The sequence below is a fragment of the Lutibacter sp. genome (assembly GCF_046055765.1).
Lineage (GTDB): Bacteria > Bacteroidota > Bacteroidia > Flavobacteriales > Flavobacteriaceae > Lutibacter.
In genome coordinates this window covers 1-25,362 of sequence record NZ_JASFZF010000113.1, presented here as the reverse complement: position 1 = coordinate 25,362, position 25,362 = coordinate 1, and the positions used below count along the sequence as shown (strand labels likewise).

17 protein-coding genes are annotated in these 25,362 nt (G+C 29.4%); 10 read left to right on the top strand and 7 right to left on the bottom strand.

From position 1 onward, the window contains the following. Positions 1-10: 10 nt before the first annotated feature. Both serC and QM495_RS11005 read right to left on the bottom strand, forming a co-directional pair. The gene (gene serC / locus QM495_RS11010) at positions 11-1,081 is read right to left on the bottom strand and encodes a 3-phosphoserine/phosphohydroxythreonine transaminase (protein ID WP_408672161.1); all 1,071 of its coding nucleotides are present in this window, start codon (positions 1,079-1,081) and stop codon (positions 11-13) included. An 83-nt stretch (positions 1,082-1,164) separates the two neighbouring features. After that, positions 1,165-2,226 (bottom strand): acyl-CoA reductase, encoded by a 1,062-nt coding sequence (locus QM495_RS11005; protein WP_408672160.1) that lies wholly within the window; start codon positions 2,224-2,226, stop codon positions 1,165-1,167. Between the two features lie 44 nt (positions 2,227-2,270). Here QM495_RS11005 and QM495_RS11000 point away from each other — a divergent pair, with 44 nt between their 5' ends. The 5 genes from QM495_RS11000 (at position 2,271) to QM495_RS10980 (ending at position 8,951) form a co-directional block, all read left to right on the top strand. After that, the gene (locus QM495_RS11000) at positions 2,271-2,621 is read left to right on the top strand and encodes a 4Fe-4S dicluster domain-containing protein (protein ID WP_408672159.1); all 351 of its coding nucleotides are present in this window, start codon (positions 2,271-2,273) and stop codon (positions 2,619-2,621) included. Between the two features lie 111 nt (positions 2,622-2,732). Then, positions 2,733-3,725, top strand: a complete 993-nt coding sequence (locus QM495_RS10995; protein WP_408672158.1) for an isoaspartyl peptidase/L-asparaginase family protein — start codon at positions 2,733-2,735, stop codon at positions 3,723-3,725. Continuing rightward, entirely contained in the window at positions 3,719-5,986 is a 2,268-nt protein-coding gene (locus tag QM495_RS10990) for a family 20 glycosylhydrolase (protein WP_408672157.1), read from the top strand. The genes QM495_RS10995 and QM495_RS10990 overlap by 7 nt, the downstream gene beginning before the upstream one ends. Continuing rightward, complete coding sequence (locus QM495_RS10985) at positions 5,986-6,678, top strand: copper homeostasis protein CutC (RefSeq protein WP_408672156.1); 693 nt, start codon at positions 5,986-5,988, stop codon at positions 6,676-6,678. The genes QM495_RS10990 and QM495_RS10985 overlap by 1 nt, the downstream gene beginning before the upstream one ends. Further along, entirely contained in the window at positions 6,678-8,951 is a 2,274-nt protein-coding gene (locus tag QM495_RS10980; RefSeq protein WP_408672155.1) for a glycoside hydrolase family 2 protein, read from the top strand. The genes QM495_RS10985 and QM495_RS10980 overlap by 1 nt, the downstream gene beginning before the upstream one ends. On the opposite strand, the gene QM495_RS10975 is transcribed toward QM495_RS10980, so the two are convergent. Further along, positions 8,941-11,877 (bottom strand): GH92 family glycosyl hydrolase, encoded by a 2,937-nt coding sequence (locus tag QM495_RS10975; protein ID WP_408672154.1) that lies wholly within the window; start codon positions 11,875-11,877, stop codon positions 8,941-8,943. The genes QM495_RS10980 and QM495_RS10975 overlap by 11 nt on opposite strands. Beyond that, positions 11,874-13,145 (bottom strand): sugar MFS transporter, encoded by a 1,272-nt coding sequence (locus QM495_RS10970; protein WP_408672153.1) that lies wholly within the window; start codon positions 13,143-13,145, stop codon positions 11,874-11,876. Before QM495_RS10970 ends, QM495_RS10975 begins: the two co-directional genes overlap by 4 nt. A 396-nt stretch (positions 13,146-13,541) precedes the next feature. Here QM495_RS10970 and QM495_RS10965 point away from each other — a divergent pair, with 396 nt between their 5' ends. After that, positions 13,542-14,015 carry a nucleoside deaminase gene (locus tag QM495_RS10965; RefSeq protein ID WP_408672152.1) on the top strand — a complete coding sequence of 158 codons (474 nt, stop codon included), beginning with the start codon at positions 13,542-13,544 and terminating at the stop codon, positions 14,013-14,015. A 15-nt stretch (positions 14,016-14,030) separates the two neighbouring features. Here QM495_RS10965 and QM495_RS10960 read toward each other — a convergent pair whose 3' ends face one another. From QM495_RS10960 to QM495_RS10950, 3 genes are all read right to left on the bottom strand, one after another. Beyond that, on the bottom strand, positions 14,031-14,402 hold the full coding sequence (locus QM495_RS10960) for a hypothetical protein (protein ID WP_408672151.1): 372 nt from the start codon (positions 14,400-14,402) through the stop codon (positions 14,031-14,033). Positions 14,403-14,541: 139 nt separating this feature from the next. Beyond that, positions 14,542-16,794: a xanthine dehydrogenase molybdopterin binding subunit gene (locus QM495_RS10955; protein WP_408672150.1), complete on the bottom strand. Its 2,253-nt coding sequence runs from the start codon at positions 16,792-16,794 to the stop codon at positions 14,542-14,544. Positions 16,795-16,887: 93 nt separating this feature from the next. Then, on the bottom strand, positions 16,888-18,294 hold the full coding sequence (locus QM495_RS10950; protein WP_408672149.1) for an FAD binding domain-containing protein: 1,407 nt from the start codon (positions 18,292-18,294) through the stop codon (positions 16,888-16,890). Between the two features lie 256 nt (positions 18,295-18,550). On the opposite strand from QM495_RS10950, the gene ychF reads away from it, so the two are divergent. The 4 genes from ychF to QM495_RS10930 form a co-directional block, all read left to right on the top strand. Further along, positions 18,551-19,645 (top strand): redox-regulated ATPase YchF, encoded by a 1,095-nt coding sequence (gene ychF / locus QM495_RS10945; protein ID WP_408672148.1) that lies wholly within the window; start codon positions 18,551-18,553, stop codon positions 19,643-19,645. Between the two features lie 121 nt (positions 19,646-19,766). After that, positions 19,767-21,623 (top strand): DNA topoisomerase IV subunit B, encoded by a 1,857-nt coding sequence (locus QM495_RS10940; protein ID WP_408672147.1) that lies wholly within the window; start codon positions 19,767-19,769, stop codon positions 21,621-21,623. A gap of 2 nt (positions 21,624-21,625) precedes the next feature. Next, positions 21,626-24,226, top strand: coding sequence for a DNA gyrase/topoisomerase IV subunit A (locus tag QM495_RS10935; RefSeq protein WP_408672146.1), 2,601 nt, complete (start codon positions 21,626-21,628; stop codon positions 24,224-24,226). A gap of 267 nt (positions 24,227-24,493) precedes the next feature. Next, the coding region (locus QM495_RS10930; protein WP_408672145.1) for a hypothetical protein at positions 24,494-25,362 on the top strand (869 nt) is incomplete at its 3' end.

Here is a 25,362-nt window from a genome sequence, read left to right as displayed (position 1 = left end):
TTGTTTAGTTTTATGATAATTGTTTTTCTAGTTGTTGCATCGTATTAACTAACACTTGTATGCTTTCTATTGGCATAGCATTATAAATACTTGCTCTATAACCACCTACAGATCTGTGCCCTTTAATTCCGTTTATTCCAGCATCATTCCATAGTTTATCAAATGTATCTTTATCTGTTTCGTTGGTAAGATTAAAAGTAACATTCATTAAAGATCGGTCTTCTTTTTCTGCAAATCCTTTAAAATGTGGATTTCTATCTATTTCAGTATATAATAAAGCTGCTTTTTCTTCATTCATTTTTTCAATGGCAGGAATTCCACCTAAATCTTTTAACCATTGTAGCGTTAGCATTGAAACATATACTGGAAAAACAGGAGGTGTATTAAACATACTATCTTTACTTATATGAACTTGATAATCTAACATTGAAGGAATATTTCTTCCAGTTTTTCCTAAAACTTCATCTTTTACAATTACCAATGTTGTACCTGCAGGACCCATATTTTTTTGAGCACCAGCATAAATTAAATCGAATTTACTCACATCAATTTGTTTTGAAAATATATCAGAACTCATATCGCAAACTAATAAACTATTAGTTTTTGGAAACTCTTTAAATTGTGTTCCATAAATTGTGTTGTTTGATGTATAGTGTATATAATCAACATTCGCAGGAATAGTATAATTTTTAGGAATGTAATTGTATGTTTTATCTTTTGATGAAGCAATTACTTCAACATTTCCTAATAATTTTGCTTCTTTTACTGCTTTTGCACTCCAAGCACCAGTGTCTAAATAGGCTGCTGTTCCATCAATTTTTAAAAGATTGTAGGCTGCCATTAAAAATTCTAAACTTGCACCACCTTGTAAAAATAATACAGAGTAGCCTTCAGGAATATTCAATAATTCTTTAACCAAATTACGAGCATTTTCCATGACTTCAACAAATTCTTTACTTCTGTGTGAAATTTCAATTAACGATAAATTTATACCATTAAAATTTACAATAGCTTCTGAAGCTTTTTTTAAAACGTCTTGTGGTAAAATACAAGGACCTGCACTAAAATTGTGTTTTTTCATTTTATTTTTAACTATGAATTTATTTCTCCAGCAAATTTCGTAAAAAAAAGACTGAATGCATCTATTTTATTAAAAAAAATGTGTTATATATTTAACAGAAAATTGATTGTATCAATGCCATCAGCATAGTCCCATAATTTTGGATGTTGAGTTTGCCCAAATTTTACAAAATTTAAATGGTTTTTGTTACTTACAATGCACTGAATTGATTCATTTTCAAGGGCTAATTTTTTTGTTAAATTATTAAAAGAATTGTAATATTCATAAAATAATGTTGCGATTGGTGAAGCATAATTTTCATCTTCTTTTAACATTAAAAAACCATTTTCTTGCAATTTAAATAGGCTCATTAGGTAAATAGCCTTGTTGTAATCATAGTTGTTTTCATATTTTTTATAGTTGATAATGTCATTATATTTATATAATGCCTTAAAAAGATTTTCGAAATTGTAATTTTTTGGTATAAAAATTTTGGAAACACTTCTGCATCCTAACCCAAAATATTGAAAAATATCTTCTCCTAAGCCTTCTAATTCTTCTATAGATTCTTTTCCAGTTAAAATAGCAACAGAATTTCTATTATTTCTAATAATATTAGGATATTTTCCAAAGTAATGTTCAAAATAGCGAGCTGTATTATTGCTTCCAGTTGCAATAACAGCATCAAAGTTGGTTAAATTCCCTTCAGTAAACGTAATTTTATTTTTAAAATAAGGGTGGTAATATTCTAAGAACTTCCCAATTAATGGTAAAAAGTGTTTATCATTTGAAGATTGCTTTGCAATTACATTGTGACCACTAATTAAAACAGATAAAAAATCATGAAAACCAACCAAAGGAATATTTCCTGCCATTATAATAGCTATATTTTTTGGTGATTTATTCCTGTCAAATTGGTATTTTGAAGTCCATTTATTCAAGTTCTCAATGGTAAGGGCTTCACTCCAACTTTCAAAAGCTTTTAGAACATTTGGTTTGTTAAACCAACCATTAAATTCTTGCGCCCTATTAATTTGCATTTCAAACGCATCAAAAAATAAATTATTGAAATCAGAATTATTATTTTTTTCAATTTTGACAGTGGTAAATTGTTTTAAAAACTCACCAAGTTTTACAAATGCCTCAATACGTTGTTTTAAATTCATTTTAATTATAATTTTATATTTGCAAAAATAATCTAAATAATAGGATGGCAATAAAAATTACCGATGAATGTATTAATTGTGGTGCTTGTGAGCCAGAATGCCCAAATAATGCTATTTATGAAGCTGCTGAAAATTGGAAATTTTCTGATGGAACAGCTCTTTTAGGTAAAATAATTTTACAAAATGGATTGAAATTTAATGCTGAAGAATCTCAAGAACCTTTAGATGATGAAGTGTATTTTATTGTGGCGGATAAATGTACTGAGTGTAAAGGATTTCATGAGGAACCTCAGTGTGCAGCGGTTTGTCCCGTAGATTGTTGTGTTCCTGATGATGAAATCGAGGAAACTGAGGAACAGTTAATAATTAAAAAAGGTTTTTTGCATAGAGATTAATTTTATGATAATAATAAAATCCTAAATTATATTTGGTTTTTTTTGTTTATAACGTTGTGCAAGTTTAAAAAAAACACGTACTTCAACATGTATTTTAAAGCATCATTATTTATGAAAACCCGTAGAGATTTTATCAAGCTTTCTGCTTTAGGTAGCGCAGCTGTATTAACTACTTCTTGCTTAACTTCAGAAGAGAAAAACGAAAAATTAATTGTTAATTCTAAAAAAACGCGAAAGCCAATTGTAATTTCAACATGGAATCATGGGATTAAAGCTAATGAAGTTTCATGGCAAATTTTATCAAAAGGAGGGTCTTCATTAGATGCTGTTGAAGCGGGTGTTAAAGTAACAGAGTCTGATCCAAATAACTCAAGTGTTGGTTTAGGAGGTTTACCTGATAGAGATGGAATTGTAACACTCGATGCGTGTATTATGAATCATGAAAATAATTGCGGATCGGTTGCTTTTTTACAAGATTTTGAGAATCCAATTTCTGTAGCTCGCAAAGTAATGGAAGAAACACAACACGTACTGTTAGTTGGGGAAGGAGCTAAACAGTTTGCATTAGAACAGGGTTTTGAGGAAACAAATTTATTAACAGAAGAATCTAAATTACAATGGGAAAAATGGAAGGAAAAATCTAATTACCAACCTGTTATTAATAGTGAAAATCATGATACTATTGGTTTATTAGCACTAGATGAAACCGGAAATTTATCGGGTGCTTGTACAACAAGTGGAATGGCTTATAAATTACACGGTAGGGTAGGTGATTCTCCAATTATTGGTGCTGGGTTATTTGTAGATAATGAAGTGGGTGCAGCTTGTGCAACAGGAATGGGAGAAGCAGTAATTAGAATAGCAGGAAGCGCTATTGTTGTTGAATTAATGAGAAATGGAATGTCTCCAAACGAAGCTTGTAAAGAGGCGGTTAATAGAGTTGTTAAAAAACACAAAAATTTAACTAATTTACAAGTTGGTTTTATAGCTTTAAATAAATTTGGAGAAGCTGGCGCTTACAGTGTTTATGAAGGATTTAATTATGCAATACAAACAACAACACAAAAAGAAATGATTGATGCAAAATATTATAAAAAATGGTAAAAAATATATGGATAGTTTTGTTTGTAACATTAATAGTTTCTTGTACTCACAAAACTGAATTTAGAGAGAATGTAACTGATTTTTTAGTCCCAAAACCTATAGCGTTAACGCAACAGAAAGGTTATTTTAATATTGATAAAAACACTAAAATTGTAACTAGTGAGAACTTGGTAAATGAAGCTAGTTATCTTCAAAATTTACTTGGAGAATCTTCAAATTTTAAGTTAGTTATTGTTAATAAAAAAGAAGCTTCTCAACAAAAAAATGTAATTTTATTAAAAGAAAATCCAGAATTAATTAAGGAATTTAATTCAAAGGAAAGTTACACAATAATTTCTTCAAAATTTAAAATTGAGATTGTAGGTGGTTCTTCTGAAGGAGTTATGAGAGGCATTCAAACTTTAAGACAATTATTTATTGATGATTTTCATAAAAAAGATAAGAGAAATGCTTGGCAATTACCCTTGGTAACAATAAAAGATGCACCAAAATTTGAACATAGAGGTTTATTGTTTGATAGTGGAAGGCATTTTTTTGAGGTTTCTACGATAAAAAAATATATAGACTTATTGGCGTTGTACAAAATGAATGTTTTTCATTGGCATTTGACCGAAGATCAAGGTTGGAGAATTGCTATAGATAAATACCCAAAACTAACTGAAATAGGTGCATATAGAATTCAAAAAGATGGCTCAATTTATGGTGGGTTTTATTCAAAAAAACAAATTAAAGAAGTTGTTAAATACGCTTCAGAAAGGTATATAACAGTAATCCCTGAAATTGAACTCCCTGGGCATTCGCAAGCTGCCTTGGCTGCATATCCCGAGTTATCCTGTACTGGAAACTCAATTAATGTAGCCAATGAATGGGGTGTTTTTAAAGATATTTATTGTGCTGGAAATGAACAAACATTTACTTTTTTAGAAGATGTATTAACAGAAGTTATGGAATTATTCCCATCTAAATATATTCATATTGGTGGTGATGAAGCACCAAAATTACGATGGGAATCGTGTGAAAAATGCCAACAAAGAATTAAAGATGAGCATTTGGCAGATGAACATGAATTACAAAGCTATTTTATACAACGAATTGAGAAATTTCTTCATAAAAATAACCGCTTATTAATTGGCTGGGACGAGATATTAGAAGGTGGTTTGTCCCCAACGGCTATTGTTCAAAGTTGGAGAGGTGAAAAAGGCGGAATTATTGCTGCAAATAATAATCAGTTTGCTATTATGTCCCCAACTTCGCATTGTTATTTTGATTATGGTATTGAAACTACCGATTTAGAAAAAGTCTATAATTTTGACCCTATTCCGAAAGATTTGCCAAAAGACAAATACCAATATATAAAGGGAAGTGAGTGTAATTTATGGAGTGAGCATATTCCTACTGAAGCGAATTTAGATTCAAAAGTGTTTCCAAGAATATTTGCAATGAGTGAAGTACTTTGGACGTACCCAAAAGAAAGAAATTTTAATGAATTTTATGAAAGAATTCAGCATCAATATGGGATTTTAGATGCAAAAAACATTGCTTATGGTTTGGAGTTGATTCCTGTTGAATTTAAAAGTGAATTAAATAATGATAAAGTGGAAATACAGGTTATACCTAAAAATCACAATTTTAAAACTAAATATCGTTGGAATTGTGCGGATTGTGATACTGTATTTAAAGAAACTCCAGTTATAATTTCATTGGATAAAACAGCTATTTTAGAAATAGAAACATATAAAAATAATAAAAAATACGGTGCTAATTTACTACAAGAATTTAAATTTCATAAGGCAATAAATAGTAGTGTTAAACAAGCTAATAGTTATAATAGTGTTTATCAAGCTTCTGGTGAAAAAGGTTTAGTTGATGGTAAAATAGGCTCAAAAAGAATAAGAGATGGAAATTGGCAAGGTTTTTTAGGTGTTGATATTGATTGTGTTATTGATTTAGGAAAAGAAATTGAAGTAACAGAAATAGGTGCTAACTTTTTACATAAACAATTATCTTGGATTTTAACACCGAAAGAAGTTGTTTTTCAAACATCTATAGATGGGGAAAATTGGAAAAATTGGGATACAATTCAATCTGAAGTTGATCCAAAATCTGAAGAAACAATTTTGGAAACTTTTTCGAAAATTAAGGCATCACAAAAAGTTAGATTTGTTAAATTATATGCTAAAAACTTAGATGAATTACCAGAATGGCATAAATTCTACAAAGGAAAAGCTTGGCTTTTTATTGATGAAATATTTGTAAAATAATGAATTTCGAAATTTGTACAGATACCGTTGAAGGTGCTATAGCAGCAGAAAAATTTGGAGTAAAAAGAATTGAGTTATGTGCGGCATTATCGGTTGGTGGTTTAACACCAAATTATGGTTTAATTGAGCAATGTGTAAGAAAATCAAGTGTTGAAGTTCATGTGATGATTAGACATAAGGAAGGTGGTTTTCAATACTCACATGAAGATGTTGAAATTATGAAAACTGATATGAAGCAAGCTAAAAAAGCAGGTGCTAGAGGTGTTGTTTTTGGAATTTTAACTTCAGGAAATAAAATATCTTCTCTTAATGAAGATTTAGTAATAGTCGCAAAATCGTTAGATTTAGAAGTGACATTTCATAGAGCTTTTGATTTTGTAATTGATTATAAATTAGCAATTAATAAGTTAATTGAACTAAAAGTAGATAGATTGTTAACTTCTGGTTTACAAGTAACTGTAGCAGAAGGTTTACCTATTATTACAGAGTTACAAGCAGTTTATGGCAACCAAATTCAAATTATGGCAGGAAGTGGTGTAAATTCTTCAAATGCGTTAAAAATTGCAAATTCTGGAATTCAAGATTTGCATTTTACCGCTAGAAAAGAAACAAAGATTTCTTCAAAATTTGAAATGGGAAATCAATTTGTTATTGATGAAGATAAAATTAAGAGTATTGTAAATCTATTTTAATGAAGAGATTAATTATATGTTTAGTTGCTATAATTTCAATTATTTCTTGTTCTAGAAATGAACCGGCAAAATCAATAATAATAACTTCTAATTGGGAATTCTCTAACGAAAAAGATTCAATTTTTTATAAAGCAACAGTTCCCGGAGTTATTCATACCGATTTGTGGTCTAATAATTTAATAGAAGATCCTTTTTGGGAAACGAATGAGTTAAAATTACAATGGATTGAAAATGAAAATTGGAAGTATAAAACAACTATAAACCTAACTAAAAATCAAATTAATCAAAAAAATGTAGAAATTGAATTTGAAGGTTTGGATACTTATGCTGAGGTATATTTTAATGGAGAGAAGATAATTGAAGCATCAAATATGTTTCGAACTTGGAAAGCAAATATTAAAGAAATTGCTAAAAAAGGAGATAATTTACTAGAAGTTTATTTTACATCACCTTTAAATTTTAATAGAGAAAAAGTATTAAATTATCCATATAAATTACCTTCTGGGAATGAAACTGTAGATTTAAAAGTGAGCTCATTTACACGAAAAGCAGCGTATCAATTTGGTTGGGATTTTGGACCTCGATTTGTTACTTCAGGAATTTGGAAAAATGTTAAAATTAATACGTGGAATTCAGCTAAAATAAATGATGTTTTTGTTCGAACTGATTCAATTATAGGAAATAAAGCATATATCACGGCAGAAATTGAAATTGAAGGAAAAAAACTAGAAGAAAATATATTAAAAGTTTCTATAAATGAGGGGGATGGAAATGAAAAAATAAAAATTATTGAGTTAAAAAATAAACACAATCTAATTCAACAGCAATTTGAAATAGATAATCCAAAGTTATGGTGGCCAAACGGAATGGGTAAACCTACTTTGTACGAAGTGAAAGTTGAGTTAGAAGATAAAAACGAAACTTTAGATTCTAAACTTCAAAATTTTGGAATAAGAACTATTGATTTAATTCAAGAAAATGATAAAATTGGGACTTCTTTTTATTTTAAAGTAAATGGCAAACCATTGTTTATCAAAGGCGCTAATTATATTCCACAAGATGTTTTTTTACCAAGGGTAACAGATAGAGATTACAATAAATTAATCGATAAAGTTGTAAAAGCCAATATGAATATGTTGCGTGTTTGGGGTGGTGGTATTTATGAAAAAGATATTTTTTATGATTTATGTGATAAAAATGGCATTTTAGTTTGGCAAGATTTTATGTTTGCGGGAAGTTTATATCCAAATAATCAGGAATTTATAGATAATGTTAAGCAAGAAGTAAAAGAAAATGTTACAAGGCTAAAAAAACATCCAAGTATTGCTTTGTGGTGTGGAAATAATGAAATAGATGTTGCTTGGAAAAATTGGGGATGGCAACAACAGTACAAATACTCAAAAAAAGATTCAATTGAGTTGTGGAATTCTTATGAAAACTTATTTAAAAAAGTAATTCCAGAAGCTTTAAAAAATATAGATGCCGAAGCCAATTATGTGCATACAACTCCGCTAAGTAATTGGGGAACTAAAGAAAATTTTAATTTTGGAAGTATGCATTATTGGGGCGTTTGGCATGGAAAAGAACCTTTCAAAAATTTTAAAAGTAATGTTGGTCGTTTTATGGTTGAATATGGGTTTCAATCATTTCCTTCAATGAAAACGATTAAAAAGTTTGCGAAAAGTTCGAGTTTTAGTTTAGATTCTGAAACGATGATAAATAGGCAAAAAAGTTATATAGGAAATAGTTTAATAACAAAGCATATTAATACTTGGTTTAAAGCGCCAATTTCCTTTGAAGATTTTGTATTGAAAAGTCAGAAAACACAAGCAATTGCATTACAAACTGCTATTCAAAGTCACAGACAGCAAACTCCACATTGTATGGGTACTTTATTTTGGCAATTGAACGATTGTTGGCCTGGTCCTTCATGGAGTATTTTAGATTATTATCGTAATGAAAAGGAAGCTTTTAATACGGTAAAAGAAAATTTCAAGTCTATAATTCCGGTTTTAAATTATGAAAAGAAAGAAATTGAAATAATTTCTAATTTTAACTCAAATTTTAAAGGAATAATTGAGGTTTCACTACTACAAAAATTTTCATCAAAAATAATTTTAAGTCAGCCCTTTTTGGTGAAATCAAATTCAAGATTTATAATAAATTTACCCCAATTTAAGAAATCAATTTCAAAAGGTTTAGAGCTTGAAATTGTATTAAAGGATACTGCTAATTATACTGTTTATAAGGATAGTTTTAGAATTATTCAATAGTAATTTCATCGATAAAAATCCAAGATTTTCCACCGGCACCTAAGTGCCAATCAGGGCAAACTCCAAAGTTTTTGGCAATCATTTTTATGTAACGTGTTTTAAGATTTGTGTTTAGACTGAATTCATCAATAAAAGAACCTTCTTTTCTTACACTGAAATTATGTGCTATTCGTTTTAATTTTTTGAAGTTTTCACCGTCAATAGACTCATAAAAATCAACATATTTTGGAAACCAAATCCAAGAGTGATTGTCTTGTAAAAAGCCTGCAGAAATAGTTGAAACTTCTTCAATTTTACCTAAATCAACAATTGCTTTAACATCTTGACCTTGATATCCTTGCCAAAAGCCTGTTCTAAAGTTGTTGTTTCCTTTTAATCTGTTAATTAAGGCATTATTTCCTTCAGCAGCATATTGATTTGCGTATTCTGAATTTAAGGTGATACTTCTACCAGGTTTAATTTTTATAAATTCACTTACTATTTGTTTGCTTTTATTTCCATTTTCATCAATTGATATTGCTGTAATAGCAGTAGTTTTATCTAAAATCAGTGGGTTTTTATATGTTTTCCAAGTTGAATTATCTTCACTTTCATTTAAATATTCAATAGTACAATTATCACAAACAGTTCCTAAGGTAATTTCCAATGTTTTTGTAAAAGTTGTCTTTTTAGCATCGATAAAAGGAATAGGAATCATAAATGCTGTTTTTATTTCGGAAATAGGCATATTATTCATTCCAACACCAAATTCTTTTGAAGGAGTATTACTCATTTCAAAAATTAATTTACCTCCATTCATTAAATCTTGATGTAGTAAAAACGATTTGGTATATTTTTTACCATTTAAAGTAGCAGAATGAATGTACTTATTGCTCTCTGATAAATTATTAGCTTTAATTTTAAATGAATTACCGTTTTCAAGATTATAAGTTATTTCATCAAAAGCAGGAGTGCCAATCACGTAATAATTTAAACCTGGAGTTACAGCATAAAATCCTGAAGCACTTAACACATACCAAGCACTCATTTGACCACAATCTTCGTTACCTGAAAGTCCGTCTGGAGCATTCCAATATTGTTCGTCAATAATTTGTTTTATTCGTTCTTGAGTTTTCCAAGGTTTTCCAATAAAATTATATAAGTATGCCATATGATGACTTGGTTCATTTCCGTGTGCATATTGACCAATAAGCCCTGTAATATCAGCTTGATGACGACCTGTAGTTTCTGAATTAGTGGTGAATAAGTCATCTAACTTCTGTTCAAATTTATCATTTCCACCAAATAAATGTATCAAACCTGAAATATCTTGAGGTGCAAATAATGAATATTGCCAAGAATTAGCTTCAGTATAATTAAAATTTACTTCTGAAGGATCAAATGGTTTAAACCAACCACCATTTAAATGAGCTCTCATAAAGTTAGAAGTTGGGTCAAAAATATTTTTATAAGATTGTGCACGTTGCATAAATTTTGTGTATGTTTTATCATCACCTTGCGCTTTTGCAAATTGAGCAATACACCAATCATCATACGCATATTCTAAAGTTTTTGAAACTGATTCTGCTTCGTCACCAGCTCTAATATATCCGTTATTTTTATAAGATTCTAAGCCAAAATGATTCAAATTAGCGCCGTAAATCATTGCTTCTAAAGCTTTTTCGGTATCAAAATTACCCAAGCCTTTATTGAAAGCATCAGTTAGAACTGAAACCGCATGATATCCAATCATACATTCTGTTTCATTGCTACTTAATTCCCAAACAGGTAATCTTCCTCCTTGTTTATAATGTTTTAAAAAAGTGTTTAAAAATTCAATGGTTTTTTCTTGTTCAATAATTGTGTACAATGGATGTGCAGCTCTAAATGTATCCCATAGTGAAAATACGGTATAGGTTGTATTTAAGGTGTCATTGTGAATTTTTTGATCCATTCCACGATAATTTCCATTTACATCTGAAAAAGTATTTGGGGCAATCATTGTATGGTATAATGCTGAATAAAAAATTGTTAGTTTCTCTTCATTTTTGCTTTTAATCTCAATTTTATTTAGTGCTTTTGACCAAACTTTTTTAGCATTTTCTTTATAGAAACTAAAATCCCAGTGTTGAGCTTCCTTTTTTAAATTTTCTTTTGCACCTTCAACACTAACAGCTGAAATACCAACTTTAACAATTAATTCTTTTATAGCGTCATTAAAATCTAATATTTTATATAATTGCTCGACTTTTTTATTAGAATTAGTACTAATTTTTTCAACTATAAAAGGTTCAGAAAATTCTATATAAAAATAAACATGTTGATTACTTGCCCAAGCTTTAGATTGTCTAAACCCTGAAATAGCAATATTGTTTTCAATTGTAATTTCAGAATTTAATACCTTATCTCTATGATTTAAATCTAATAATATTTTATTATTTTCTTTTTTATGAAAAGTGTATTTATGGATACCAACTCGTTTTGTTGAAGTTAGTTCAATAGTTGTATTTGATTTATCTAAATAAACTTTATAATATCCTGGATTTGCACTTTCTGTTTCTTTTTTAAAAGTTGAAGGAATTAATTCTTGTTTTTCAATATCATTTAAAGAAATTGTATTTTTATAATTAAAAGGCATTAGCAAAATATCACCATAATCTGAAATACCTGTTCCGCTTAAATGTGTATGTGAAAATCCGTAGATAATGGAATCAGTATTATGATATCCAGAGCAGCCATCCCAGCCTGTTAATCGAGTATCCGGACTTAATTGAACCATCCCAAAAGGTAAAGTAGCACCAGGAAAAGTATGACCGTGACCGCCTGTTCCAATAAATGGATTCACCAATTGATAAGCCGATTTTTGACTAAACTTTTCATGAGGTTCTATTTTACAAGAAATAACAACCAATGAAATAATAATCAAATATAAAAAGCTAGTTTTCATTGTAAATTAATTTTTGAATAGGATTGAATATAAGAATTACTTTTTTTAGAAAAATAGAAGATATAAAAGTAGCAAAATACCATTAAAATAAGTGCAGGTTTGAAATTAAACTGATCAGTAAAAAAACCGTAAAGTGGTGGGATAAATGCACCTCCTACAATTGCAGTACATAAAATACCAGATGCTTGAGGTTTATATTCACCAAGTCCATTTAATGATAATGTAAATATAGTTGGAAACATAATTGAGTTAAATAAACCAACTAATAAAATTGACCACATTGCAATAAAACCTGTGGTTAACATGGAAATTGCTAATAATAAAATTGCCATAATTGCAAAAAGAGCTAACACTTTTGAAGGTTCAATAATTTTTGTTAAATAGGCTCCAATGAACCGCCCAACCATTGCTCCCGACCAATAAAAAATAACAAAAGCACCGACAACTGCTTTATAATCAACACTTTCTAGGTCTTGCTGAAGTATGCTTTCTGAAATTGAAGCCATCCAATGACTGTTTTTTATCATTTCAGCCATATTCATATCTAAAAAATAATTCACTAAATAGCTTCCAATAGCAACTTCGGCACCAACATATAAGAAAATTCCAATGGCTCCCATTTTTAAAACTTTGTGCTTTAAAGCTTCTCCATAACCAAAACCTTCCTTTTTCTTTAAAATATTAGGCAATTTTATAAATGAAACAATAAATGCAAGTAGTAATAATGAAATTGCTAAAAATAAAAATGGGTTTTGAACTGCAGAAGCTTCAGCTATTAAATAAGCTTCTTTTGCAGTAGATGATAAATTATTTATATCATTACTATTTTTAATAGAATCACTTAGTAAAAACATAGCTCCAACAGCTGGTGCAATTGCCGTACCTAATGAATTAAATGCTTGAGATAAGTTTAATCTGCTTGAAGCAGTTTCTTCAGAACCCAAAACTGCAACGTAAGGATTTGCGGCAACTTGTAAAACAGTCATTCCTCCAGCTAGAATAAAGTATCCAAATAAAAATAATGGAAATATTCTAAAGGAAGCAGCAGGATAAAATAATAAGCAACCTAAACCCATAATTCCTAAACCCAATAAAATACCTTTTTTATAACCAATTTTTGATAAAATAAATCCAGATGGTATTGATAGTAAACCATACGCCATAAAAAAGGCAAATTGCACTAATCCTGCTTCAAAAAAAGTTAATTCAAAAACCTCTCTAAGTCTAGGAATTAGAGAATCTACTAAAACAGTAATAAATCCCCACATAAAAAATAGGGAAGTTAAAATAATGAATGCCTTCTTGTATTTTTTTATTGAGCCCAATAGATAAATTTTTTAAAATTAAGATTTAAAGATATAAAAAAAGCATTTGGTTATGAACAATACATTTTAATTGTTTAAGATTAATGTTGATTTATTCAATTTCAAGTAATTTTCACGTAAATTAATTTTATACTTACATTAAAACTACTACAGAATTTTGTTATTTATTTAAGCGTTAGTTATTGTTTTTATTTTTATTAAAAGATTTTCATAAATCTGAAATAATAAATCATTGTACTTATTTTAGTTAAATATGTTAAGTGAAAAAGAGCTTATTTTATAGATTAATTAATTAAATTTGCGAACTAATTATTTAAATTACCCTAAAAGAAAATATTAATGGAAGAACATAGTAAATTTATACGCAGAGCAATTGAATTAGCAAGAGAAGGTGTAAAATCTAATGCAGGAGGACCATTTGGAGCTGTTGTTGTAAAAAATAATGTAATTATTGCTGAAGGTCATAACAGTGTTACCTCTGTAAATGATCCTACAGCACATGCTGAAATTGTTGCAATTAGAAAAGCTTGTGAAAAATTAGGCTCATTTCAGCTTGATGATTGTACAATTTATACTTCTTGTGAACCTTGTCCAATGTGTTTAGGCGCAATTTATTGGGCTCGTCCTAAAAATGTTTTTTACGCTTGTACAAGAGAAGATGCTGCTGAAATTGATTTTGATGATCAATTTATTTATAATGAAATTGGAAAAAATATTGAAGATCGTCAAATAAAATTTACTCAAATAATGCAAAATGAAGCGATAACTGTTTTTAAAGAATGGCAATCGAAAACAGATAAAACTGAGTATTAATTTTCAAGGAATTATTTAAAAAATAGTTTCGCTTAAGGCATAATAAATAGCCATTAATGCAGAAAAAATAGCACTTGCTAAAAAACGCCAATTTAAGTGTATCTTATTTTGAATAAGGTAGTTAGCTATAAATGAAATAGGAATATTTGCTAAAAATGACCAACATGCAATTTCTAGTAAATGTATATTAATGGCATTTAAGTTTCCTGAAAATAATTTTATAAAAAATAAGTGTCTAGCAATCCACAAAGGATTAAAATAAGCAATAGCTAAAGTTGTTTTAGTTAAGGTTAATTTTAATCCTTTTAAGTTAGTTGTTTTATAAACAATCCAATTAAAATAATTTGGAATTTCAAAAGCATAAAGTGTAGCTCCAATAAGTACCATTCCAAGTAATCTGCTCCACGTAAATTCATTTAAAAATAATGCAGCAATTGTATCTCCAGCACTATAAATTAGTGCACCTTTAATTATGTTAGATGTAGTATAGTGTAGTTTGATAATTTGTTATTATTAATAGTTAAAATTATTTTTCATAAAGTCCTATTAACACTTTTTCAGGTGTAAAAGGAGCATTAAATTTCAAGTTATAATTTGGATTGAATTTTTTTATGGCATTTTGAATGGCAAAATAAGCACCAATTCCATACATTAAAGGAGGCTCTCCAACAGCTTTTGATTTTAAAATAGCCATTTTAGTACCCGTAGTTTCTAGCGGAATTATTTCTATTGATTTTGGTGCTGAAAAAACATCTGGTACTTTATAGGTTGATAAAGCATTTGAAAGTAATTTTCCTTCGTTATTATAAGAAATTTCTTCCAACGTCATCCAACCAATTCCTTGCACTAAACCGCCTTCAACTTGACCTTTATCAATACCAATATTCATACTATTTCCAAAATCGTGTATAATTTTAACAGCATCAGTTTCGTAAGTTCCTCTTAAACAATCTAACGTTACAATTGTGATTGCAGTACCGTAAACGTGATAGGCAAAAGGATGCCCTTTTTCTTTGGTTTTATCGAAATGAATTATAGGTGTTGTATAATGAGCATTTTCTGTAAGTGAAACACGTTCAAGCATTGCTTGTTCAACTACTTTTTCCCAATTTAGATTACTTTTTTCACCATTAATAAATACAGTTTCATTTTTAAAACTAACAGCACTTTTATCTATTGAGAGCATTGTTGCAGCAACATTCGTTAATCGTTCTATTAAAGTGTTACAAGCTTGTAAAACAGCTTTTCCATTTAAATCGGCTGTAGCGCTTGCAGCTGTAGGTGAAGTGTTTGCAACTCTGGTTGTATTTGTGGTTTCTAATTTTACTTTAGAAGAAGCTATTCCTAAGGTTTGCGATGCAATTTGTAACATTTTGGTATTTACACTTTGTCCCATTTCTACTGCTCCTGTACTAATTCCAACACTTCCATCCTGATAAATATGTACCAAGGCTCTGGCGTGGTTCATGGGAGTGTTTGTAAATGAAATTCCAAAAGTAATAGGCATTAATGAAATCCCTTTTTTGAATTGTGTATTTGAATTATTGAAATGGGTTATTTCGCTTTCTAATTTATCTAAATTGAATTTATTTTTTGCTGAAGTCCAACTATTTTTTATTTCAACTTGAGTAGCAATTTGGCCATAAGAAAATTCATCATTTTCATGTAATAAATTAACTTCTTGTATTATTTTTTTATCAATTCCAAGTTTCTCTGCAACTTGAGCAATTGCTGCCTCAATAACAAACATTCCTTGTGGACCACCGAAACCTCTAAAAGCAGTATTTGGAGGTAAATTAGTTCTGCAACTATGAACTGTTGTGGTTACATTAGGAATAAAATAACTATTGGTTGCATGAAATAAAGTGCGTTCTGCAATTGCAGGTGATAAATCTGCTGCGGCACCTGAATTTTGTAAAAATTCTACTTCATACGCTTGAATTTTTAAATCTTTTGAGATTCCAATTTTAAAAGTTGATTCGTATGGATGGCGTTTACCTGTCATACGTAAATCATCCTGACGACTTAAAATATACTTTACAGGTTTCTTTAAATATTGAACCGCAACAGCAGCCATAACGGCCCAAGGTGTAGCTTGATCTTCTTTACCTCCAAAACCACCACCTAAACGAATAACATCTACTTCTATTTTATGCATTGCAATACCTAAAACTTTAGCAACCGTTTTTTGAACTGATGTTGGCCCTTGTGTTGAAGATGTAATTTTAATATTTCCATTTTCCATAGGAATAGCATAACATCCTTGAGTTTCAAGATATAAATGTTCTTGTCCGTTAGAAAAGGTTTCTCCTTCAATTACATATTCACAATTTTTAAAAGAAGTTGTAGTATCTCCTAATTTAAATGAACGAGGAGCATTTATAAATTCTCCTTTTTCTTTTGCTTCTTTTGCAGTAGTAATAACTGGTTTTTCTTCTATTTTAATAGTAATAAGTGCTCTTGCTTTTTTTGCAATAGCTTCAGATTCAGCAACAATAAAAGCAATAGGTTGTCCTATAAAATGCACTTCATTTTCTGCCCAAAGTGGTTCATCAGGAATAATACCACCAATTTGATTTTCGCCTAAAATATCTTTATAAGTAAATATTTTTATAACACCATTTAAATTTTTAGCTTTAGAATAATCAACATTTTTGATTATTCCGTGTGCTTTTGGAGAGTCGAAAGCCAAACCATATAATGTTCCATGATTTGTATTTATATCATCTACAAATAGAGATTCTCCTCTAACATGTCCAAAAGAATCTATGTTTTTCATTGTTTTCATATGTTTAAACATTATTTTTTAGCGATAACATATGCTATTCGCTATTCATCAACTTCTTATACTTCAACATTTATGATGCTCGGTTCATTTGGATACTAAGTTTTGAAAATTAATAGTTTGAGGAAATAATTCAATAAAATGAGCAAAAAATAGTTGTCGGGCTATTAACCTTTTATAATCTGATGTTCCTCTTACATCACTAATTGGACTTATTTCCGATTGTAATACTTTTTCAGCCTCAATAATAGTTGAAGTATTTAACACTTTACCATTTAAATAATTATTTGTTTTTGATAAATAAGATGGAATTGCAGCAACGCCTCCTAAAGAAATATGAGCTTCTGAAATTATATTAGTTTTAATTGTTATTTTACAAGCTGTGTTAACACTTGCAATGTCTAAATGCGTTCTTTTGCTTACTTTTTCGAAATTAAATGAAGTGTTTTTATCAGGTATTTCAAATGAAATAGAAACAATTAATTCATTATCTTTTAAATTAACAACTTTATAATTTTTATAAAATTTTTGAAAAGGTAGTTGTCTTATTTCACCTTCTTTATTTTTGATAGTAAGTGTACTATTTAAAGCTAAAAAGAAAATAGACATATCTCCAATAGGTGAAGCATTTACAAAATTACCACCTAAAGTACCCATATTTCTAATTTGTTCAGAAGAAACTAGCTTTAAAAACTGTTTTAGCTTCGGGAAAATAGATTTTAATCTTTTATTTTCTAAAATTTGAGTAACGGTTGTATTCGCTCCAAGAGTGCATATATTTTTGGTAAATGAGATACCTTTTAATGAATTTTCATTTGAAATTAGGTAAATAGCTTCTTCAGAAAATTTATCAGCATTATGTACATACAAATCTGTTCCATTAGCTACAATTGTTCCCTTTTTTTCTAGTCCAACAGGTTTAAGTTGTTGTAATTTTTGAGGAATATTTCTAAAGTAATCAGGAATAAAACCCTCTTTAATTAACCATGCTATTTGGTTGTTTTTGTCTTTTTCTTCTAACTTCTCATCAACTAAAACAGCTGCCTTTTCAATAGATTTGTATCCAGTACATCTACAAATGTTTCCACTCATAGCATCATTAGAAGTAGCAGTACTTTCTGAAGATTTTTCAATAGCATAACCTGCTAAAGAAACTACAAAACCAGGTGTGCAATAACCACATTGTGTGGCATAATTATCAACCATTTTCTGTTGAACAAAGTTCAAACTTTCAGGTAAATTAATTCCTTCAACAGTAACAATGTGTTTCCCATTTGCATTTCCTAATGGAGAAATACAAGAAGTAATACTTTGGTAGGAAATATTGTTGTTATTTAGAGTGCCAACTAAAACAGTACAAGCACCACAATCACCTTCACGACACCCTATTTTTGTACCTTTTAATTGTTTATTTTCTCTAATAAAATCGAGTAAAGTCATTCCTGCTTTTGCAGTAGTTTTAATGACTTGGTTGTTTAATATAAATTGAATCATAAGCAAAAGCCAAATTACTAAAAATTAATATCAAATCTTTACATTATTTGTGAGATTTTACCTTTAGTAAAGGACTTTAAATGTAAGTTATATACTGAATTATCTAAGTTACTGAATTAAATAACTAAATAATAGTTATTTATGAGGTTTTTAACAGGGGTTTAAAGTGCTTAATTTAACTTCTAAAATAATTGAAAAATCATTTTTAGTATTTACAAAACTTAATACTATATTTGCACCGCAAATTTTTTTAATTATGAAGGCAGGAATTGTAGGATTACCAAACGTTGGAAAATCAACCTTATTTAATTGTTTATCAAATGCAAAAGCGCAAAGTGCCAACTTTCCATTTTGTACTATTGAACCAAATATTGGTGTGGTAAATGTACCAGATGATAGATTAGTTAAGTTAGAGGAATTAGTAAATCCAGAGCGTGTGTTACCCGCAACCGTTGATATTGTAGATATTGCAGGGTTAGTTCGTGGCGCAAGTAAAGGTGAAGGTTTAGGAAACCAATTTTTGGCAAATATTCGTGAAACTGATGCAATTATTCACGTTATAAGATGTTTCGATAATGATAATATTATACACGTTGATACCACAATTGATCCTGTAAGAGATAAAGAAACTATTGATATTGAATTACAATTAAAAGATTTAGAATCTTTAGAAAAAAGAATAGATCGTGTTAAAAAAATGGCAAGGACTGGAAATAAAGAGGCTCAAAAAGAATTTGATGTGCTGGAAAAAGTTAGAATAGCATTAGAAGCTGCATCTTCAGTAAGAGCTGCTGAATTAACAGAAAAAGAACGAGAAGAATATATTACTCCGTTACAGTTAATTACAGATAAACCAGTATTGTACGTGTGTAATGTTGATGAAAATGCTGCAGTTGATGGAAATGATTATGTGAAGGCAGTTAAAGAAGCTGTAAAAGATGAAAATGCTGAAGTAATTATTTTAGCAGTGGGTACCGAAGCAGATATTACAGAATTAGAAAGCTTTGAAGAACGTCAATTATTTTTAGAAGATATAGGTTTGGAAGAGCCCGGAGCTTCTGTTTTAATTAGGGCGGCATATAAATTATTAAAGCAACAAACCTATTTTACAGCTGGAGTTAAAGAAGTAAGAGCTTGGACAATTAATATTGGTGATACTGCGCCTCAAGCGGCAGGAGTTATCCATACCGATTTTGAAAAAGGATTTATTAGAGCTGAAGTTATTGCCTATAATGATTTTGTTTCTTACGGAAGCGAAGCAAAAGTTAAAGAAGCCGGTAAAATGCGTGTTGAAGGGAAAGAATACGTTGTTAAAAATGGTGATGTGATGCATTTTAGGTTTAATGTGTAAAGCATAAAGCAAAAAAACATTTTCTTAAAAAAGTCTGTTAATAACTATTTTAACAGACTTTTTTTTATTTTATTAGGCAAAATAGTACATTAGCACTTCTTCAAGAATTTTATAAAAATTAATGGCTGAACAAACAAAGTATACCGAAGACAATATTCGTTCACTCGACTGGAAAGAGCATATTAGAATGCGTCCGGGAATGTACATAGGTAAATTAGGTGATGGTTCTTCACCTGATGATGGAATTTACATACTTATAAAAGAAGTTTTAGACAATTCGGTTGATGAATATGTGATGGGTGCCGGAAAAACTATTGAAGTTTCGGTAAAAGATGAAACGGTTATTGTTAGAGATTATGGGCGTGGTATTCCTTTAGGAAAAGTAGTAGATGTTGTTTCTAAAATGAATACTGGTGGTAAATACGATTCAAAAGCATTTAAAAAATCGGTTGGCTTAAATGGAGTTGGTACCAAAGCTGTAAATGCATTATCATCCTATTTTAAAGTACAATCTATTCGTGATAATCAAACTGCTTATGCTGAATTTTCAGCAGGAAATATAACGTTAAATGAAAAACCACAAGAATCATCATTAAGAAAAGGGACAAAAGTAACCTTCATTCCAGATAAAGAAATTTTTAACAAATTTAAATATAGAAACGAATACATTATTAAAATGATTAAAAACTATGTGTATTTAAACACGGGTTTAACAATTGTTTTTAATGGTGAAAAGTATCATTCTGAAAATGGTTTAAAAGATTTATTAGAAGAAAATATTGCCGATGAGTTTATGTTATTTCCAATTATTCATTTAAAAGGTGATGATATTGAAGTAGCAATTACGTATAGTAAAGCGCAATATAGTGAAGAATATCATTCTTTTGTAAATGGGCAGCACACCACACAAGGTGGAACGCATCAAAACGCATTTAGAGAATCTATTGTTAAAACAATACGCGATTATTTTGGTAAAAATCATGAAGCCTCTGATATTCGAAAATCTATTGTTTCTGCAATTAGTATAAAAGTAATGGAACCTGTTTTCGAAAGTCAAACCAAAACTAAATTAGGTTCTACAGAAATGGGTGGCGGTTTGCCAACAGTTCGTACTTTTATTTCAGACTTTGTAAAAACAAATTTGGATAATTATTTACATAAAAATCCAGATACTGCTGAAAAAATTCATAAGAAAATATTGCAAGCTGAAAAAGAAAGAAAAGATTTATCAGGTATTCGAAAATTAGCACGTGAACGTGCAAAAAAAGCAAATTTACATAATAAAAAACTACGTGATTGTAGAGTTCATTTAAACGATTTAAAAAAAGACAATCGTTTAGAAAGTACATTGTTTATTACCGAGGGAGATTCAGCAAGTGGTTCAATCACAAAATCAAGGAATGTTAATACGCAAGCGGTGTTTAGCTTACGTGGAAAACCTTTGAATTCCTACAATATGAATAAAAAAATTGTGTATGAAAATGAAGAATTTAATTTATTACAGGCAGCGTTAAATATTGAAGATGGCTTGGAAAATTTGCGTTATAATAATATTGTAATTGCTACCGATGCCGATGTGGATGGTATGCACATTCGTTTGTTATTAATTACCTTCTTTTTACAATTTTTCCCTGAATTAATTAAAGAAGGACATTTATTTATTTTAGACACACCTTTGTTTAGGGTTCGTGATAAAAAGAAAACTTTTTACTGTTATTCTGAAGATGAGAGAAGAAACGCAATTAACAAATTAAAAGGAAAGCCAGAAATTACTAGATTTAAAGGTTTAGGTGAAATTTCACCTGATGAATTTGTGAATTTTATAGGCGATGATATTCGTTTAGATCCTGTAATGTTAGATAAAGAAACTTCTATAGATGCATTACTAGAATTTTATATGGGTAAAAATACACCAGATAGGCAAAAATTTATCATTGAAAATTTAAAAGTTGAATTAGATATTGTAGAAGAGGCATAACTATGCAAGAAGAAGAAGAATATAGCGAAGAAATAAACGAAGAATTTGGGAACCAAGAAACCATTACCAAAGTAACGGGAATGTATAAAGATTGGTTTTTAGATTATGCATCTTATGTAATTTTAGAGCGTGCAGTACCAGCCATACGTGATGGTTTTAAACCTGTACAGCGTAGAATTTTACATTCTATGAAAGATTTAGACGATGGACGTTACAATAAAGTAGCTAATATTGTTGGGCATACAATGCAATATCATCCGCACGGTGATGCTTCTATTGCCGATGCAATGGTGCAAATTGGTCAGAAAGAATTATTGATTGATATGCAAGGGAACTGGGGAAATATTTTAACCGGTGACCGTGCAGCAGCTTCTCGTTATATTGAAGCACGTTTATCTAAATTTGCATTAGACGTGGTCTTCAATCCAAAAACTACCCACTGGCAATCGTCTTATGATGGAAGAAGGAAAGAGCCCATAGATTTACCTGTTAAATTTCCAATGTTATTAGCACAAGGTGCTGAAGGTATTGCAGTTGGGCTTTCAACTAAAATATTACCTCATAATTTTAAAGAACTTATTGATGCCTCGATAAAGCATTTAAAAGGAAGAAGTTTTACCTTAATTCCAGATTTTTTAACTGGAGGAATTGCAGATGTTTCAAATTACAATGATGGTAAACGTGGAGGTAAAATTAGAGTACGAGCAAAAATAGCAACGCTAGATAAAAAGACGCTGGTAATTAATGAAATTCCTTTTGGAACAACAACTACAACCTTAATAGATTCTATTTTAAAAGCCAATGAAAAAGGTAAAATTAAAATAAAACAAATTGAAGATAACACCGCTGCAAATGTTGAAATTTTAGTGCATTTACCAAGTGGTATTTCTCCAGATAAAACAATTGATGCATTGTATGCATTTACAAATTGCGAAAATTCAATTTCGCCATTATGTTGTGTTATTAAAGATAATACACCTGTTTTTATAGGAGTTTCAGATATATTAAGGCTATCAACAGATCATACAGTTGAGTTGTTAAAATTAGAACTTGAAATTCAGTTAAATGAATTAGAAGAACAGTGGCATTTTGCATCATTAGAACGGATTTTTATTGAAAAAAGAATTTATCGTGATATTGAAGAAGAAGAAACTTGGAAAGGTGTTATTAAAGCTATAGACAAAGGTTTAAAACCACATATTAAACATTTAAAACGAGCCATCACAGAAGAAGATATTGTTCGGTTAACAGAAATTAGAATCAAAAAAATATCAAAATTCGATATTGACAAAGCAAAGCAATTTATTGAAAGTTTAGAAGATAAAATAGTTGTTGTAAAAAATTATTTAGCAAACTTAATAGACTTTGCCATAAATTATTTCAAAAAACTAAAAACCAACTACGGAAAGGGGAAAGAGCGTAAAACTGAAATTCGTTTATTTGATGATATTGTAGCTACAAAAGTAGTAATGCGAAACACGAAATTGTATGTAAATAGGGAAGAGGGTTTTGTTGGAACTTCCTTAAAACATGATGAATACGTGGATAATTGTGCAGATATTGATGATGTAATTGTATTTAGAAAAGATGGTGTAATGTTAATAACAAAAGTAGATAACAAAACGTTTGTTGGTAAAGATATTATTCACATTGCAGTATTTAAAAAGAATGATAAGCGCACTGTTTATAATATGATTTATCGTGATGGTAGAAGCGGGCCTAGTTATATGAAACGCTTTAATGTTACGGGTGTAACTAGAGATAAAGAGTATAATTTAACTGCAGGGAACAAAGCGTCAATAGTCAAATATTTTACTGCAAATCCAAATGGTGAAGCAGAGACAATTACTATAAATTTACGTGCAGTTGGAAGTATAAAAAAATTAAAATGGGATATTGATTTTTCTGATTTAGCAATTAAAGGAAGAGGTTCTAGAGGAAACACGGTCACAAAATACACTATTAAAAAAATTGAGTTAAAAGCCGAAGGAGTATCTACATTAAAACCTCGAAAAATTTGGTTTGATGAAACTGTTCAACGCTTAAATGTTGACAATAGAGGTGAATTATTAGGAGAGTTTAAAGGAGAAGATAGGTTACTGATAATCAATCAGAAAGGTATAATTAAAACTATAAAACCAGAGTTAACAACACATTTTGATGTTGATATGATTGTATTAGAAAAATGGATTCCAGAAAAACCAATTTCAGCAATTTATTTTGATGGTGATAAAGAAAAATATTTTGTAAAACGTTTTATGATTGATCACCCAAATAAAGAGGAAATATTTATTTCAGAACATTCTAAGTCCCAACTGGAAATTGTATCTACAGAATATAGACCAATGGCTGAGGTTGTATTTTCAAAACGTAGTTTAGAATCTTTAGCAGTTAACTTTGAAAATTTTATTGCCGTTAAAGGGATAAAAGCACTTGGTAATCAATTAACTACAGATAAAATTAAACAAGTGAATATGTTAGAGCCACTTCCTTATGAAGCTCCAATTATTGAAGAGGTTGAGGTAACTGATGAAGAAGTTGTTGATAATGGAATTACTAAAGATTCAAAGTCTGATGATGAAGGACAAATAACAATGTTTTAGAAAAGAAGGATCCAAATTTTTTTAATTAACAGTGAAAATATAAATCTATATAGTAGCTTAAGATAGTTTATTTCTTTTCTTTTCTTTTCTTTTCTTTTACGGTTTATATATAGACTATTAACAAAGAACTTAATACTATTTAAATGTAATTTATTGCTATTTAAGTGCTGGATAGGGTATTTTGTTAAGTATAATAAATATTCTTGTTCTAAAATCTTACTTTGTGTACTTTTATAAAAACTAATCATAATATTAAAATTTTATTATATGAAACATTTAAAAATGAGTATAATGCTACTTTTAACAGTAGTATTTTATACAAGCTGTGAAAAGGAAACAAGTAATTTTACTGAAAATTCAGAAATGAATGTACAGGAAGTAGAATTACAATCTTTTAAATCATTATTGGATATGAAAGAATCCGGTATTGATTTACAGAGTTATATGAACTCTTTATCAAAACAAGTTAGTAACTCAACAAAGAACCTAGTTTCTCAACGAACTGAAGATTCAGGGCTTCAATTTTTTTCTAGTGCAGAAGAATTTCCTTGTGATAATTTACCAACGGAAGATTTTGAAGAGGGTAATGTTGATGGAGTGGCTATTTTTAGTGGTACTTTAGATGAAAATACTGATAATGGTATTTTTTCACCAGGAGATATTTTACCAGGAGTATTATTTACTGTTACAGGAGAAAATAGTAATGAATTTGCTTTGTTAGATGATAATTTTTTGGGAAATACATCTAAGGTCTTTGGTCCTAATTCTTTTAACAATGATTTGGTAATCAATTTCTCATCTAATAATGTGTATTTTGTAAGTATGGATGTTTTATCAAATGTTTCAGATCAGGCTATTGAAATTGAAATATTTGGGAATTTAGGTTCATTAGGTACAACTTTTGTTTACTCAACAATGCTTGGTACATTTTTTGGAATCCAATCAGAAGAACCAATTAAAAGCATTGAATTTTATTCAGGAATTGACACTGGTAGTGGAGAACTAATAGATAACTTATCTTTTGGTGATTGCGATTCTGATGGAGATGGAGTGTTAAATGAAGATGACCCATTTCCAAACTCAAATATGAGTGAGTCTGTTTATATAGATGAGTGTTCACCAGATATAGAAAATAT

What these genes read in the sequence shown, in the direction of transcription:
- QM495_RS10955 (WP_408672150.1), bottom strand. Translation starts at nt 16,794, where the DNA reads ATGAAAAACATAGATTCTTTTGGACATGTTAGAGGAGAATCTCTATTT.
- QM495_RS10985 (WP_408672156.1), top strand. Translation starts at nt 5,986, where the DNA reads ATGAATTTCGAAATTTGTACAGATACCGTTGAAGGTGCTATAGCAGCA.
- QM495_RS10950 (WP_408672149.1), bottom strand. Translation starts at nt 18,294, where the DNA reads ATGATTCAATTTATATTAAACAACCAAGTCATTAAAACTACTGCAAAA.
- QM495_RS10935 (WP_408672146.1), top strand. Translation starts at nt 21,626, where the DNA reads ATGCAAGAAGAAGAAGAATATAGCGAAGAAATAAACGAAGAATTTGGG.
- QM495_RS10980 (WP_408672155.1), top strand. Translation starts at nt 6,678, where the DNA reads ATGAAGAGATTAATTATATGTTTAGTTGCTATAATTTCAATTATTTCT.
- QM495_RS11005 (WP_408672160.1), bottom strand. Translation starts at nt 2,226, where the DNA reads ATGAATTTAAAACAACGTATTGAGGCATTTGTAAAACTTGGTGAGTTT.
- QM495_RS10995 (WP_408672158.1), top strand. Translation starts at nt 2,733, where the DNA reads ATGAAAACCCGTAGAGATTTTATCAAGCTTTCTGCTTTAGGTAGCGCA.
- QM495_RS11000 (WP_408672159.1), top strand. Translation starts at nt 2,271, where the DNA reads ATGGCAATAAAAATTACCGATGAATGTATTAATTGTGGTGCTTGTGAG.
- serC (WP_408672161.1), bottom strand. Translation starts at nt 1,081, where the DNA reads ATGAAAAAACACAATTTTAGTGCAGGTCCTTGTATTTTACCACAAGAC.
- QM495_RS10965 (WP_408672152.1), top strand. Translation starts at nt 13,542, where the DNA reads ATGGAAGAACATAGTAAATTTATACGCAGAGCAATTGAATTAGCAAGA.
- ychF (WP_408672148.1), top strand. Translation starts at nt 18,551, where the DNA reads ATGAAGGCAGGAATTGTAGGATTACCAAACGTTGGAAAATCAACCTTA.
- QM495_RS10975 (WP_408672154.1), bottom strand. Translation starts at nt 11,877, where the DNA reads ATGAAAACTAGCTTTTTATATTTGATTATTATTTCATTGGTTGTTATT.
- QM495_RS10960 (WP_408672151.1), bottom strand. Translation starts at nt 14,402, where the DNA reads ATGGTACTTATTGGAGCTACACTTTATGCTTTTGAAATTCCAAATTAT.
- QM495_RS10940 (WP_408672147.1), top strand. Translation starts at nt 19,767, where the DNA reads ATGGCTGAACAAACAAAGTATACCGAAGACAATATTCGTTCACTCGAC.
- QM495_RS10990 (WP_408672157.1), top strand. Translation starts at nt 3,719, where the DNA reads ATGGTAAAAAATATATGGATAGTTTTGTTTGTAACATTAATAGTTTCT.
- QM495_RS10970 (WP_408672153.1), bottom strand. Translation starts at nt 13,145, where the DNA reads ATGTGGGGATTTATTACTGTTTTAGTAGATTCTCTAATTCCTAGACTT.